Annotated in this window: 15 protein-coding genes; 6 read left to right on the top strand and 9 right to left on the bottom strand. The window is 64.8% G+C overall.

Annotated elements, in window-relative coordinates; translation table 11 throughout:
• Nucleotides 1-448, top strand: a 448-nt coding sequence (locus ACLQ7E_RS15370) for an MFS transporter (RefSeq protein ID WP_411733453.1), incomplete at its 5' end; no start/stop codon positions are given.
• 173 nt (nt 449-621) lie between these two features.
• On the opposite strand, the gene ACLQ7E_RS15365 is transcribed toward ACLQ7E_RS15370, so the two are convergent.
• Nucleotides 622-1,371, bottom strand: coding sequence for an IclR family transcriptional regulator (locus ACLQ7E_RS15365; RefSeq protein ID WP_411733452.1), 750 nt, complete (start codon nt 1,369-1,371; stop codon nt 622-624).
• A gap of 297 nt (nt 1,372-1,668) precedes the next feature.
• Here ACLQ7E_RS15365 and betT point away from each other — a divergent pair, with 297 nt between their 5' ends.
• Nucleotides 1,669-3,873 carry a choline BCCT transporter BetT gene (betT, locus tag ACLQ7E_RS15360; protein ID WP_411733454.1) on the top strand — a complete coding sequence of 735 codons (2,205 nt, stop codon included), beginning with the start codon at nt 1,669-1,671 and terminating at the stop codon, nt 3,871-3,873.
• 27 nt (nt 3,874-3,900) lie between these two features.
• Here betT and ACLQ7E_RS15355 read toward each other — a convergent pair whose 3' ends face one another.
• Nucleotides 3,901-4,461, bottom strand: coding sequence for a CGNR zinc finger domain-containing protein (locus ACLQ7E_RS15355; RefSeq protein WP_411733451.1), 561 nt, complete (start codon nt 4,459-4,461; stop codon nt 3,901-3,903).
• Nucleotides 4,462-4,840: 379 nt separating this feature from the next.
• On the opposite strand from ACLQ7E_RS15355, the gene ACLQ7E_RS15350 reads away from it, so the two are divergent.
• From ACLQ7E_RS15350 to ACLQ7E_RS15335, 4 genes are all read left to right on the top strand, one after another.
• Entirely contained in the window at nt 4,841-6,052 is a 1,212-nt protein-coding gene (locus ACLQ7E_RS15350) for a thiolase family protein (RefSeq protein WP_411733450.1), read from the top strand.
• Between the two features lie 69 nt (nt 6,053-6,121).
• Nucleotides 6,122-6,793, top strand: coding sequence for a 3-oxoacid CoA-transferase subunit A (locus ACLQ7E_RS15345; protein WP_411733449.1), 672 nt, complete (start codon nt 6,122-6,124; stop codon nt 6,791-6,793).
• Nucleotides 6,793-7,464 (top strand): 3-oxoacid CoA-transferase subunit B, encoded by a 672-nt coding sequence (locus ACLQ7E_RS15340; protein WP_411733448.1) that lies wholly within the window; start codon nt 6,793-6,795, stop codon nt 7,462-7,464. Before ACLQ7E_RS15345 ends, ACLQ7E_RS15340 begins: the two co-directional genes overlap by 1 nt.
• Before the next feature lie 119 nt (nt 7,465-7,583).
• Complete coding sequence (locus ACLQ7E_RS15335) at nt 7,584-8,381, top strand: IclR family transcriptional regulator C-terminal domain-containing protein (protein ID WP_411733447.1); 798 nt, start codon at nt 7,584-7,586, stop codon at nt 8,379-8,381.
• Between the two features lie 100 nt (nt 8,382-8,481).
• Here the strand turns inward: ACLQ7E_RS15335 and ACLQ7E_RS15330 are convergent, their stop codons facing one another.
• From ACLQ7E_RS15330 to ACLQ7E_RS15300, 7 genes are all read right to left on the bottom strand, one after another.
• On the bottom strand, nt 8,482-9,225 hold the full coding sequence (locus ACLQ7E_RS15330; protein WP_411733446.1) for a maleylpyruvate isomerase family mycothiol-dependent enzyme: 744 nt from the start codon (nt 9,223-9,225) through the stop codon (nt 8,482-8,484).
• Between the two features lie 99 nt (nt 9,226-9,324).
• Nucleotides 9,325-10,182, bottom strand: a complete 858-nt coding sequence (locus tag ACLQ7E_RS15325) for a fumarylacetoacetate hydrolase family protein (RefSeq protein ID WP_411733445.1) — start codon at nt 10,180-10,182, stop codon at nt 9,325-9,327.
• Nucleotides 10,183-11,277 (bottom strand): cupin domain-containing protein, encoded by a 1,095-nt coding sequence (locus ACLQ7E_RS15320; RefSeq protein WP_411733444.1) that lies wholly within the window; start codon nt 11,275-11,277, stop codon nt 10,183-10,185.
• Between the two features lie 167 nt (nt 11,278-11,444).
• A complete protein-coding gene (locus ACLQ7E_RS15315) occupies nt 11,445-12,308 on the bottom strand; it encodes an SDR family oxidoreductase (RefSeq protein WP_411733443.1) in 864 nt (287 codons plus the stop codon).
• A gap of 33 nt (nt 12,309-12,341) precedes the next feature.
• A complete protein-coding gene (locus ACLQ7E_RS15310; RefSeq protein WP_411733442.1) occupies nt 12,342-13,571 on the bottom strand; it encodes an NAD(P)/FAD-dependent oxidoreductase in 1,230 nt (409 codons plus the stop codon).
• The gene (locus tag ACLQ7E_RS15305) at nt 13,568-13,813 is read right to left on the bottom strand and encodes a ferredoxin (protein WP_411733441.1); all 246 of its coding nucleotides are present in this window, start codon (nt 13,811-13,813) and stop codon (nt 13,568-13,570) included. Before ACLQ7E_RS15305 ends, ACLQ7E_RS15310 begins: the two co-directional genes overlap by 4 nt.
• A complete protein-coding gene (locus tag ACLQ7E_RS15300; protein ID WP_411733440.1) occupies nt 13,813-14,340 on the bottom strand; it encodes an aromatic-ring-hydroxylating dioxygenase subunit beta in 528 nt (175 codons plus the stop codon). Before ACLQ7E_RS15300 ends, ACLQ7E_RS15305 begins: the two co-directional genes overlap by 1 nt.
• Nucleotides 14,341-14,342 lie beyond the last annotated feature (2 nt).

The raw sequence follows: 14,342 nt of genomic DNA, 5'->3' as shown, positions 1-14,342 counted from the left end.
GCTCTTTGGCGCGCTGACCACCAAATGGCAAACGCGCAAGGTGCTCTTGGCCTTCACCGTGCTCTCCTCGATCACCATGGTGGTGTTCATTTCGGCGGTGGGCATCCTGGCTCTCGCGTTTGCCATGGGCATCGTCGTGGGCATGCTCATCAATGGCTGCATCGCCGGACTGTACACCTTGGCCCCGGCTTCCTATGCCCCGCAAACCCGCGGCACGGGTGTCGGATGGGCGATCGGCATCGGGCGCTTCGGTGCAATCCTCGCCCCGTTGGCAGCCGGCGCGCTGCTGGATGCCGCATGGACCGCAGGCCAGCTGTACCTGGGCGTGGGCATCGTGGTGTTGGTGGCAGCGGCCGCCATCGCATTCATGCGTTCGCCGAAGTCGGATGATCCGGCGGTTACGGGCGCGGAAGGAACACTTGAAAACGTAGGCCGCGGACACCCGTAGTCCGATGCCGGGACCATGAAGTCCTATGCCCATTGGCTGTTGTGCCCCTCCTGGGCGACTACGTGAACAGGAGGGGCGCGCCCGCGCCCGACGACGTGGTGGATTCCGTGAATTCCCCGCAGAGCGTGGCCTTGGCCAGGCGACATGCCCGTAATTCGCGAGCGGCCTGCGCGTCAGTTTTCCGTACCCGGACCAAGAGCTCGGGAAATTCCGCGCGCCGCTGTCTGCAGAGCCATGACCGCCGCGGGCAGCAAATCGGATCCGAGCGGGACCACGACTGACAAGACAGCCAAGGCATACCCGCGCTCATCCAGGATCGGAACAGCCGCACCGGTGGTGTCGGTGTCGATGAACCCGTCAAAGGTGGCGTACCCGGTGCGCCGGATTTCGGCGAGCTCGTGGCGCAGCCTGGGGTGCTGGCCGAACATGATTTCTCCATGGCGCCCCAAATACGCCTCCAGCACATTGGCGGGGGAGTAGGCCAATAGCGCCATGCCCATGGAGGTCAGGTGCACCGGCATGCGCCCTGCAACATTGGCCTGGTTGACCACGGAACCGGGGCGGGAAAGTCGCTCGATGACCAGCACGTCGTCCTCGTGCAGCACCGCCAACTGGGTGTTTTGTCCCACCAGCTGGTTGATGTCCTCCATGAAGGGCAATGCTGCCTGGCGCAGGTTCAGCGTGGAGGCGCTCCGGTTGGCCAGTTCCCACAATCGCAACCCCAGCCGCACCTGTCCGTCTGAATCGCGCGCCAGCAGGCCGTGGGACACCAAGTTCTCCAGCAGCCGGTACGTGGTGGCCCGGGGGACATCTGCCCGGCGGGCGAGCGCGTTGACGGTCAGGGTGGGGTTTTGCGCGTCAAAGGCATCAAGGATCCGCACAAGGCGGTCCAGCATCGAGTCCCCGCTCGGAGAATTGGCCATGGATCCACTGTAGAACAGTCGGCATGCAGCCCAAGCCGCGCAAAAGCCGACTTCACAACCGATGCGGAGACAAAGGTAACCGAATGAAATGTCTCCGAACCGTACCGAGGAAGCCTACGATGAGGGAGCAAGACGACCAGGCGCATAGGTTCATCCGACCCCAACTCATTCGGTTTGATAAGCGGTTCTTGATTTCTTGGATGGCCATCCGGCAGCCTCTGGTCCACTAAGCAAAAGGAGAACCACGTGGCTGAGCCAGAAGACACCCAGGGGACGGGGAAAGAACGCCTCCAGCCGATGGTGGAGCGCAGCCGCTTTGGCGTCAGTGAACGGCGCAAGGATCCGGTCGCCGAGGAATTCCGTCCCCCGATGACCAGCACCGAGCTGAGCAAGGGACCGTCCGAACTCGTTGAGCACCCCGACCCCACGGTCAACTGGCGCGTCTTCGTCATCTCCGCCGGCATCATCCTCGCCTTCTCCATCTGGGCCATCCTCGTGCCGGAGAACGCGGCGGCAGTGATGCGCACGGCGGTCTCCTGGATCTCCATCAACCTCGGCTGGTACTACGTCCTGACGGTCACCCTGGTGGTGCTCTTCGTCCTCTGGGTGGCCTTCTCCAAGGAGGGCAGCGTCAGGCTGGGCCCGGACCATTCACGCCCGCAATACAACCTCTTCACCTGGGTAGCGATGCTCTTTGCCGCCGGCGTGGGCATCGACATGCTCTTCTACTCGGTGACCGGGCCCATCACCCAATTCATTGCACCGCCCTCGGCTGACCCGGAATCCGCAGCGGCCGCGCAGGACGCGGTGGTGTGGACGATGTTCCACTACGGCATTGCCGGGTGGTCCATGTACGCGCTGCTGGGCATGGCCATGGGCTACTTCGCCTACCGCTGGGGCATGCCGCTGTCGATCCGCGCCGCCCTGTATCCGTTGCTGGGCAAGCGCGTGCGCGGCGTGACCGGAGACGTCATCGACATCTTCGCACTTGTAGGCACCGTGTTCGGCGTGGCAACCTCGATGGGAATCGGCGTGGTGCTCCTGAACGTCGGATTCTCCTGGCTCTTCGGACTGCCCGAAGGCCTGGCCCTGCAGATAGCCCTGGTGCTGGTGGCCGTGATCATGACCATTGCCGCCTGCACCTCCGGGGTGGACAAGGGCATCCGGCTGGTCTCCGAGCTCAACCTCTGGTCGGCCGCTGCCATGATGCTCTACATCCTCATCACCGGAAAAACCTCCTTCCTGCTCACAGCCCTGGTGGAGAACATCGGGCGCTTCATCTTCACCCTGCCCGAACGCACCTTGCAGACCTTTGCCTACGAGGAGGGCGGGGCCGAGTGGATGGGCAGCTGGACCCTCTTCTTCTGGGCGTTCTGGCTGGCCTGGGGGCCGTTCGTCGGACTCTTCCTGGCCCGTATTTCCCGGGGGCGCACGCTGCGCGAATTCGTCATTGCCGCGATCACCGCACCGGTGCTCTGCGACTTCTTCATCGTCTCGATCTTTGGCAACAGCGCCATGAACGAGGTCCTGGGCGGCAACACGGAATTCGCGAAACTGGCCATCGAGAGCCCGGAACACGGCTGGTACGCGCTGCTGGAGATGTTCCCCGGCGCCCCCTTCCTGATCGGCCTGGCCACCCTCTCGGGGCTGCTCTTCTATCTGACCAGCGCCAACTCCGGCGCGATGGTCATGTCGAACTTCTCGTCCTCCATCCCCGATCCCTCGCAGGACGGGGCCAAGTGGCTACGCATCTTCTGGGCGCTGGTCACTGCGGTGCTGACAGTGGCGATGCTGGTGGCAGGCGGGGTGACCACCATGGAGCACGCAACGCTGATCTTCGCGCTGCCGGTGACGATCATTGCCTACTTGGTCATGGCCTCCTTCTCCAAGGTCCTGCGGATGGAGCGCGCCGAGCGCGAGGGCCAGGTCATGCGCCGCCGCTCGGTCGCCGCCCACGGCGGCGCGGCCCCGGAGAAGTCATGGCGCCAACGACTGGGGCAGCTGCGGGCCTACCCGTCCAACAAATCCGTCGCGCAGTACGTGGACAAGGTCATCCACCCGGCATTGGTGGACGTGAAGGACGAGTTCAAGCAGCTGGGTTACGACGCGATACTGACTTCCACACCGAATGCGAAAACCCACATCGACGAGCACACCCTGGTGGTCCACATGCACGACCACCGCAACTTCCACTACCAGGTGGCCGCGGTCGAGGCACCGGTGCCGGCGTTCGGTGCGCGCACCATGTCCCGCGAGATCGACGTGTACTTCCGCCTCGAGGTCTTCACCCAGACCGGCACCGAGGGCTACGACCTGATGGGCCTGACCCAGCCACAGGTCATCAACGACGTGCTTGACCGCTACGAGGCGCACCTGTCCTTCCTGCAGTACTCTTCCGAGCACGACTACGCCTCGATGCTCACGCCTCCACGACCTGCCACCGGCATGATCCCGCAGGTGGACGCGGACCCGGACGGCGAGGAGGGCAAGGGCAGGGAATAGGAAAGTGGCGTCCCCCGTGTCGGTAACTTAGGCGCGGGCGGTTGCCCCCGCGGTGGATCCGGCGCGGGAACGGTGCCGTCGCACCGCTGCCCGGTTGGCGCAGCGCACCGAGCAGTAACGCTGCCGGCCATTGCGGGTCACGTCGATGACCACCCGGGTACAGGGGTCGCCAGGCACGTCGCCCGCGGCACAGCGTCCCATGCGGTGCATGCCGAGGGTGGAAAGGTGAAGGGCGGTTCCGACTCCGAATACCGCGCGCAACACGTAGGGCAGGGTTTGGTTCGCGTCTCTGTAGTGCAGATGCCAGCCCTCGCCGTTGTGGTCAACCAGCCGCGGGTAGGCGGCCGCGGCTGCCATCTGCTCGTTGAGCAGGTTGGCCCGCTCTTGGGGATCAGTGGCGTCCACGACGCGCATCCAGTCCTCCACCACGTGAAGAGTCAGCCGGTGATCATCGGGTGCCGGGGTGAAATCCATGGTCATCCCGAATTCGCGCGTCCGGTTGATGATGCCGTCCCTGTCCGCGGGCGGGTCGTTGGCCAGCGATGCGGCGAGCAGGACCGCATATTCTCCGTAAGGGTTGAGATGCATAAGGCCATTACAGCATATTGGTCAGCATGATGCATATAGACGCCACCAAAACCGTTTCCGGCACACTCCACACCCCCGCCCACGAGCACGCCTGGATGGTTGAATCCGCCCACAACACCTCTGGTGGGATGGTGCTTTACGTGCGCTGCGCCGCCGGTTGCAGTGCTCGCCGCATCGATCTCCAGGGTCCGATGGAGGTTCCACCGAGCGCGGTGAGCAAGGAAGTGAGGCTGCAACGGGGGACGAGGTGACGGCTTCTGCGGAATTGAGAAAGCTCCGTCATTTCCCTTGATGGGCCGTGGCCTTGGTGATAAAGTTCATTTAGTGAACAAGCGTTCGCGATGCGAACAAATTGACCAGGAAGCCAGGACCCCACATCATGAAGCAGGCGTACCTCTACGACGCGATCCGCACCCCCTTCGGCAAGATCGGCGGAAGCCTTTCGTCCCATCGCCCCGACGACCTGGCCGCGCACGTGGTCCGCGAACTCGTCGCCCGCGCCCCGCAGCTGGATCCGGCTTCCATTGACGAATCGATCTTCGGCAACGCCAACGGCGCCGGCGAGGAAAACCGCAACGTGGCCCGCATGGCCACCCTTCTCGCGGGCCTGCCCACCTCGCTGCCCGGCACCACCATGAACCGCCTCTGCGGTTCCTCGCTGGACGCTGCCATCGCCGCCTCCCGCCAGGTTAACACCGATGATGCGGATCTGGTCCTGGTTGGCGGCGTGGAATCCATGAGCCGTGCCCCGTGGGTTCTGCCCAAGACCGAGCGCCCGTTCCCGATGGCCAACCTGGAACTGGCCAACACCACCCTGGGCTGGCGCCTGGTCAACCCCGCCATGCCCAAGGAATGGACCGTGTCCCTCGGCGAGGCCACCGAGCAGCTGCGCGAAAAGTACGAGGTCACCCGCCAAGACCAGGACGAATTCGCCGCGCTCTCGCACCAGCAGGCAGCTGCCGCCTGGGCCGCTGGCAAGTACGACAACCTCGTGGTCTCCGTGCCGGCTGCCAACAAGCGCGGCACCGAGGTCACGACGGATGAAACCGTCCGCGCCGACTCCACCGCGCAGACCCTGGGTGCGTTGCGCACCGTTTTCCGCGATGCAGCCACCGGAACCGTCACCGCAGGCAACGCCTCGCCGATGTCCGACGGCGCCTCGGCAGCCTTCATCGGCTCCGAGCGTGGCGGCGAATTGCTGGGCGCAGCCCCGCTGGCCCGCATCGCCGGCCGTGCTTCCTCCGCCCTTGACCCGCAGTACTTCGGCTTCGCCCCGGTGGAGGCCGCCAACAAGGCACTGGCCAAGGCCGGCATTTCCTGGTCGGACGTCGCCGCCGTGGAACTCAACGAGGCCTTCGCCGCACAGTCACTGGCGTGCGTGCGCGCCTGGGACATCGATGCCTCGATCGTGAACGCCTGGGGCGGCGCGCTGTCCATCGGCCACCCGTTGGGTGCCTCCGGCCTGCGCATCCTAGGCACCCTGGCCCGCCGCCTGCAAGAATCAAACCAGCGCTGGGGCGTTGCCGCGATCTGCATCGGCGTCGGCCAGGGCCTGGCAGTCGTCCTGGAAAACCCGAACGCCACCGCCTAACAGACCAATGACGGAGGGATTTGAACCCTCCGTACGTGTCCAACAAGAATTAGAAGGAGAGAACCACCGATGGCACCACGCATCGCCACCACGGCCGCAGAGGCCGTGGCCAACATCCACGATTCAGCCACCGTCCTGATCGGCGGCTTTGGCAACGCCGGCCAGCCCATGGAGCTCATTGACGCGCTCATGGACTGCGGCGCCAAGGACCTGACCGTGATCAACAACAACGCCGGCCAGGCAGACGCCGGCCTGGCGCTGTTGATCAAGGAACGCCGCGTTTCCAAGATCATCTGCTCCTTCCCGCGCCAGTCCGACTCCTGGCACTTCGATACGGCCTACCGCGCCGGGGAAATCGAGCTGGAACTGGTCCCGCAGGGCAACCTGGCCGAGCGCATCCGCGCCGCCGGCGCCGGCATCGGCGGGTTCTTCACCCCCACCGGCTACGGCACGCTGCTGGCCGAGGGCAAGGAAACCCGCATCATCGATGGGCGCGGCTACGTGCTGGAAAGCCCCATCCACGCGGACTTCGCGCTGATCAAGGCTCTGCGCGCAGACACCCACGGCAACCTGGTCTACCGCAAGACGGCCCGGAACTTCGGCCCGATCATGGCCGCCGCGGCCAAGTCGGCAATCGTCCAGGTCGATGAGATCGTCGAAACCGGACAGATCGATCCGGAGGTCGTGGTGACCCCGGGAATCTACGTCAACACCATCGTGGCACTGGGAGGCAACAACTAATGAGCACCGAAACCACCAACTTCTCCACCACCGACGCGGCACTGACCCGCGACGAAATGGCCCGCCTGGTCGCCGCCGACATCCCGGCAGGCGCCTTCGTGAACCTGGGCATCGGCCAGCCGACCAACGTGTCCAACTTCCTCACCGAGGAACAGGGCGTCACCCTGCACACCGAGAACGGCATGCTGGGCATGGGCCCGGTCGCCACGGGCGACGACATCGACGAAGACCTCATCAACGCCGGCAAGATCCCGGTCACCGAGCTCCCCGGCGCCAGCTACTTCCACCACGCCGACTCGTTCGCGATGATGCGCGGCGGCCACCTGGATGTCTGCGTGCTTGGGGCCTTCCAGGTCTCCGGCGCCGGCGACCTGGCCAACTGGCACACCGGCGCACCGGGAGCGATCCCGGCAGTGGGCGGGGCCATGGACCTGGCCATAGGCGCCAAGGCGACCTGGGTCATGATGGGCCTGTTCACCAAGACCGGCGAATCCAAGCTGGTCGAGGCACTGTCCTACCCGGTCACCGGGCTCGGCTGCGTCTCGCGCATCTACACCGAGTCGGCCATCTTCGAGCTCACCGATTCCAAGGTGTTCGTGCGCTCGACCCACGGCATCTCCTTCGAGGAGCTCGCCGAGCGCCTGCCGGTTGAATTGGTCCGCGGCGCATAAACGGTAGATTTGTGGGTGCGGCTTTCGGGGTTGTCCTGGAAGCCGCACTCGTGGCCCGCGCACGGAGATGCGCGGGCACAGTCATTTGCGGGCACGTTACTACGTAGGAGTTCAGCGCGATGAGTCAGGAAACCGGCACCCCGGCCACGGGCGGTTCCACCTCGGTCCAGTCACTGGCCCGCGGTCTGGACGTCATCTGCGCCTTCGACGCCGAACACCCCTCCATGACGCTCAGCGACATGGCCAAGCGCACCAATCTTTCCCGCGCCACCGCCCGCCGCTTCCTGCTCACCCTGCAGGAACTTGGCTATGTGCGCGGGGACGGGAAGTTCTTCGAGCTCACTTCCAAGGTCCTGCAGCTGGGCTATTCCTATCTCTCCAGCGCCACGCTGCCACAGCTGATGGAGCCGGTCCTCGAGGAACTTTCCTCGCTGGTCCACGAGTCAGCCTCCGCCTCGGTGCTCGAGGGCAGCGACATCCTCTACATCGCCAGGGTGCACACCCGCTCGATCATGCGGGTGGGGATCTCGGTGGGAACCAGGTTCCCCGCCACCAACACCTCGATGGGGAGGGTGCTGCTGGCCTACCAGGCGCCCGGGGTGCTGGAGCAATTGCTGACCGCGGGCGTGAGTGCCCCGACCGGCCACGGCATCGGCACCGTGGAGGAGTTGCGGGCGGAACTTGAGAACGTTCGTGCCCGGGGCTACGCGATCGTGGACCAGGAACTCGAGATCGGGCTGCGCTCGGTTGCCGTGCCGGTGTTCCAGGCCGATGGCAGCGTGGTCGCCGCCATGAATGTGTCCATGAGCGTTGGTCCGCAGTCGCACGTCAGTGCCCAGGATGCGGCCAACCTAGTCCTGCCGGCGTTGAAAAAGGCCGCCGCGCAGGTGCAGGACGCGCTGGCCGCGAGCCGCTAGGAGCGGTCCTTTACTGAGCGTCGCTGCCGAACGAGACGCGCACTTGAGCTAACTCCGCCCCGAAGGTTCCCAGGAGCCACAGGCTCGCCGACTTCCAACCTCAGATCCACCGGGGGGCCCGTGATAGTTCTTGCCTGTTTGACCTGACGCCTCGGGATGAACGGCCGCAAGCCCAGGCGGTGATGTCGGCCAGGGTGCCGGCGACAACCTCGGGATCCGCGGCAGTCGTATCCCCGAGATCCGGAAGCGAATCGCCGCCCGAGACCCGTAGCACCAGGTCCCTGTCGTCGCCGCGGGTTTGCCAGGTTCCGGTGATGTCGCGCAGCAGCCGCTCGAGCACCACGGCGGGAATCTCTGCGACGCCGGCACCGTTGTTCAGGTCCACTGCGTGAAGCCAGACTTCGCGGGTGCGCATCCACACGGTCTCCGAGGCGGGAACGGTACGGCCCTGGGCGGTCTTGACCTCATGGCTCCAGGCTTTCTCCGGGGTGTCGCGCCATTCGACGTTGAGCTGGATGGCCGAGTGCTCGTAGAGGTTTCGCAAGGCGATCGGACTGAGGGTGGCGCCCAAGGCGATCTCCTCGTTCCGCGCCTCGGGCGAGGAATACATCGGAGTCTCGACTCCGGTGATGGCCCATTCGACCAGACGCGCAAGGGCCCGGGCGTTGTAGCCGACATGGGCTATGACATGCGCCCGCGACCAGCCGGCCAGCAGCGACTGCCCGGAGAGCGAATCGTCGGGCAGCTCATTGAGCTTGCGGCCAAAAAACGCGGTGCCGCGTCGGGCTACCAACAGTGCGTCGAGCAGTGCGGGGTCCTGGGTAAGGTCCAAGCGGGCGACCATCGTATCTCCTGAAGATGAAATGTAGTGGCGAAAAAACGGCCAGGTGCGGAGGCTGCGTAACAGCTCTCTCCGCACCGGGCTGTGGCATGGGTGGCGCGTCTAGAGGGCCGCTGCTGCGGTGACAACCGCCTTGGCGACGTTCCGCAGGGTCCCGATGCCCTCGATGGTGGTTTCCAGGACCTGGCCGTCACTCAGGTAGCGTTGCGGCTTGCGGGCATGACCCACTCCTCCGGGGGTTCCGGTGATGATGACGTCGCCGGGGTTCAGCGTGATCATCGTGGAAATGTAGGAGACCAGAAAGGCCGGGTCATGCACGAGGTCCCCGGTTGAGGCTTTCTGCATGGTTTCGTCGTCGACCTTGGTGGTGATGGTTCCGCCCGGGGTCCACTCGTCGGTGGTGACCAGCACCGGGCCCAGCGGGGTGGAATTCTCCCAGTTCTTGCCCTGTAGCCATTCGACGGAGCGGAATTGCCAGGTGCGCATGGATACGTCGTTGCAGATGGAGTATCCGGCGATGTAGTCGTTGGCCTCGTCCTGCCCAATGCGGCGCCCCGACTTGCCGACGATGACAGCAAGCTCGGCTTCCCAGTCGATGGCCTCGTCTTCGACGGGCAGTTCGATGACGTCGTTTGCCCCAATGAGGGTCTCGGCATACTTGGAGAACAGCGTCGGGTACTCCGGAAGCTCGCGGCCCATTTCCAGGATGTGTTTGCGGTAGTTCAGCCCCACGCAGATGATCTTTCCCGGATGGGTGACCACCGAGGCCAGCTCGGCGCCGTCCACCGGGATCAGCGTGCCTTCGTCGACCGTGCCCCGGGCTTCCGCGGCAACGGCCTTCCAATCGGGGTTGCCCAGCAACTCATCGACGCTGCGGTAGGGGGCAATGACCACGTACTGGTCATCGTCCTGACGGACTGCTGCGGTTCCGGCGTTGGTGCGGATGGTAGCGAGGCGCATTTATTTGGTTCCTTCGATGTAGGTGCGGTTGAGGTGCAGGCGTTCCATGATCGGCTGGTCGCCGAATTGGAACAGGTCGAATTGGGTCTCGGCCAGCAACGACCACTCCGCCCAGGAGGGGACCACCACCAGGTCTCCCTTTTCAACGGTGTGGGTCTCGCCGTTGACCTCGATCGCCCCGCGGCCCTCGAAGACCTGGTAGACGCTTGACCCGACTTCGCGGGTGGGCGGAGTCCGGACGCCGGGCCGCAGCCGGTGGAACTGCGCACGGATGGTCGGCATCACGTCGCCGCCGGTCGTGGGATTGACGAAGCGGACAGCGGCATGGCCCTGGTGCACGGTGGCGGGATGGCCCTCGTCCTCCAGCAGGAGCTGCTCGCGCAGGGCACGGTCGGTGTGCTCCCAGCGGTAGGCGCCGATCGGGGAAGAGGCGGTGTTGTCCAGCCCGGAGAGCGGGCGCAGCCCGGGATTGGACCAGAGTCGCTCGGAACGCGAGATATCGGGGGTGGATTCGTCGGTGACCCGCTCGGTGCCGAATTCAAAGAATGCGGCATCGGTGTAGTGCACAAACGGGATGTCCAGGCCGTCGATCCATGCCATCGGCTGGTCGGTTTCATTGTGGTGGCCATGGAAGTTCCAGCCCGGGGTCAGCAGGAAGTCTCCGCGGGACATGCGGACCGGGTCGCCGTTGACAACCGTCCAGACGCCTTCGCCTTCGACCACGAAGCGGAAGGCGTTCTGCGAGTGGCGGTGTTCCGGGGCGGTCTCGTGTCCGCCCAGGTACTGGATTGCTGCCCACAGTGTCGGGGTGGCATAGGGGCGCCCGCCAAGCCCCGGATTCGCCAGCGAAATGGCTCGGCGTTCTCCACCGCGTCCCACCGGAACCAGATCACCGGCACGGCGGGCCATCGGAAGCAGGGTGTTCCATCGCCATACGTGCGGGACCGCTTGGGGCTTGGGATGCATCGGCATTAGGTCCCCGATTTCCGTCCACAAGGGAATGAGATGCTCCGCATCGAAGTCCTTGTACAGCTGGTCCAGTTGCTGCTGCTCTTCGGCCGTGGGGGCCGGCGCGAGCATCTGGTTCTCGGTCATCGCAGATCCTTTTCTTTCTGTGAGTCGATACGTCCGTCCCGGCCGCGTCGATCTCGAGGTTCGGGGGGTCCCTTGCGGGAGGCGAATGGTGTCCGGCGCCGGGCGGGGCCGGACACCACTCGCAGTCATCCCCTGGCACAACGGCGGGAGATGGACAGGGGCGGCCGCTAGGCCAGAGACACTTCCGGCTTGCCGATTCCGCCGGCAACGCTGTCTGCACCGGGCAGGTCCTGTGTCAGGACCGCGCGGTTGAACAGACCCTGGTCGGCGACAATCGTCTGCCCCGTCATCAAGGTGTTGCGGCCGGAGGCAAGGAACGCGTAAAGCCATCCGTATTCCTCCGGAGTCGGCAGGTGCTTGAGCGGCATGAGTTCCTGGAACTGGGCCAAGAAGTTTTCCTTGGGGATATCGGACTGCTTCATGTGGTCCATACCCAAGGATCGAGGACCCGCAAGCTGGCTGTTGGCAATCCCGGAAGGGGCGATGCCGTTGACCCGCACCCGTGGTGCGAACTCGAAGGCCAGCTGGTTCACGACGCTTCGAACAGCGCCCTTGCTCGCGGAATAGAAGAGGCCGCCGCCATCTGCGGCGTAGGCTGCGGTGGACGAGGTCAAGACGATCGCCCCGTCGTTCTGCTCCAGGAGGTCGACAAAGATCTTGGCCGAGAGGATGTAGCCCAGGACGTTGACCTGGAATAGCTCGTCAAACAGCGAGGGGATCTTCTCGAGCGGAGTCTCCGCCAGCGGAAGGTTGCCGTCGAAGACACCCTGGGTTCCGATGAGGGCGTTGAGTTTCCCGAATCGCTTCTCGACGGCGGCGCGCATCGCCTGGAGGTCGTCGATGCTGCGGACATCGCCCTGGCGAACCAGGACACGGTCCCCGAACTCGGCTTCAAGGTCGGCAACCTTGCCGGGGGATACTTCGAGGATGGCGACTTCGGCGCCCTCGGCAAGGCAATGGCGTGCCACGCCCAGGCCCAAACCGGAACCGCCTCCGGTGATCAAGACGACGTGATTTTCTAGCAGTTGCACTGGTGCTCCCTATGTATTGGATGAAGAAGTTTTTCAGATTCCGGTGGAATGCAATTGGCCCGCTTCGGCCAGCGCCTCGTCCCAGCTGGCCTGGCGGCGCAGCAGCTTCACGTACTTTCTCAAGGAGCGGTCGCGCCCGCATGAGAGAACGGCGTGGAAGTTTCCGGCGCTTCCGTAGAGGACGAGGTACTCGCCGGATTCGATCGAGCCCTCGACCACCACGGACGAGTCCTGCGGGTGGCGCCTTCCATGGCATTGGATCTTGCGGTCGAACTGGTCGGTCCAGAAGTAGGGAATTGCGGTGTATGGGTCCTCGCGCGCGGCAAGGATGTTGGCCGCGACGTGCCGGGCCTGCTGAGCGGCGTTGGTCCAGTGACCGACGTGGGCCCGGGGGCCAAGCACGGGATGGTCGTACTGGGCGACGTCGCCGGCAGCCCAGATGCCCGGGACATTGGTGCGCCCGGCCGCGTTGCAAAGAACGCCGCCGAATGCCGGGTCCGGTTCGACGCCTGACCCGATGAGCCACTCGGTATTGGGTTGGATTCCGATGCCTGAAATGACATACGGTGTACGGTGCACGCTTCCGTCGGCGAGCGTCAGCTCATAGTTTCCCCGGGATCCGGCAACCGAGACAATGAGGGCACCCAGACGCAGGTCCGTTCCGTGGCCGAGGTGCAGATCCCTCAGATCGGCTGCCACTTCCGGCCCGACGCCTTGGTTTAAAGGCAGATCCATGGCTCCAAATACTGTTACCTCGATGCCACGCGAACGCAGGGAAGCCGCGATCTCCATGCCGATGAAGCTGGAGCCGACCAGAGTTACGCGGCCGTACTCGGCGGCTGCCTCGCGTATGGCCAACACGTCTTCCACGGTTCGCAGCGAAGGCAGGGACTCGCCTGCCACGGTGGTGACGGTGCGGGGCCGGCTGCCGGTGGCGATGACCAGGGCGTCCCAAGGGAGCGGGTCGCCATCGGTGGTGATGACATACCGCCTGTCGATGTCCAACCCGGCAGCGCCGTGCCCCAGCAGCAAATCAATGCCAAGCTCCACAAAGTGCCCGGGGTCGCGAAGTGCGATCGGCTCGGTCGTTGAATCGGAGGAGAGCATCTGCTTGGACAGCGGGGGACGGTCGTAGGGCAGATGCCGCTCATCCGAGAGCATGGTGATTGTTCCGGTGAATCCACCTTGGCGCAGCTCGTCCGCGACGGTGGTGCCGGCCACCGAGGCACCGGCAATAACGATCTTCTCCAGCTGGGCGGTCATGATCCGTTCTCGATCCTCGACAGCTTCAGTGCCTGTGCCGGGCAGGAAAGGACGGCCTCCTCGACGTCATCGAAGTCCTCTTCGCCAATGACCTGGCGACGCAGGATGGCCGCGGGGTTTCCCTTGGGCAGGTCGAAAACGTCAGGCGCCATTCCGACGCAAATACCGTAGGCGCGGCACCTCGCCGTATCGAGACTTACCTGGTGCATGGTTTCCCTCAGCATGTCGGTGGATTGGTTCATCACAGGAACACCGCCAGGTTGGGCGTTTCCAGCGAGGTTTCGGTGTTCAACACGCGACGCGTCAACAGCCGTGGTCCCTCGGCGGTGATCCTGATGGTGTCTTCACGCCGGGCAGGGACCAAGTCGAAATGGGGATCGATGCCGCGCTGCCGGTACAAGAGCAGGGCGCTGGCCACGGCGATGACGTCGGCGCGGTCGGTGGGTGTGATCTCGATGCTGCCCACGAGCCGCATGGTCCGCGACGGCGGCACTTCCGAATACGCGATCCCGGTTGCCAACCGCTCGATGCGGGTTCGCAGGTGGGCCTTGGTGTCCCGCATGCGGTATCCGGGCTGCGCATACTCCCGCGATCGTGGATCCGAAGCCTGGCGGATCGGCACTTCATAGAGCACGTCCTCGTCCAGGAGGTCCAGCCATTCGGCTTCGCGGCCCTCGTCAAGCAGGCGCGACTCGGTGGCCAGGAACTGGGTGATGGCGGCGCGCAGATCCGCAGCGGTGGCGAGGTTGGAATTCTCGGTGACAGTCATTG

It is taken from the genome of Paeniglutamicibacter sp. (genome assembly GCF_046714615.1).
In the GTDB taxonomy this organism is placed as follows: Bacteria; Actinomycetota; Actinomycetes; order Actinomycetales; family Micrococcaceae; genus Paeniglutamicibacter.
This window is presented reverse-complemented; position numbering and strand designations above follow the sequence as displayed.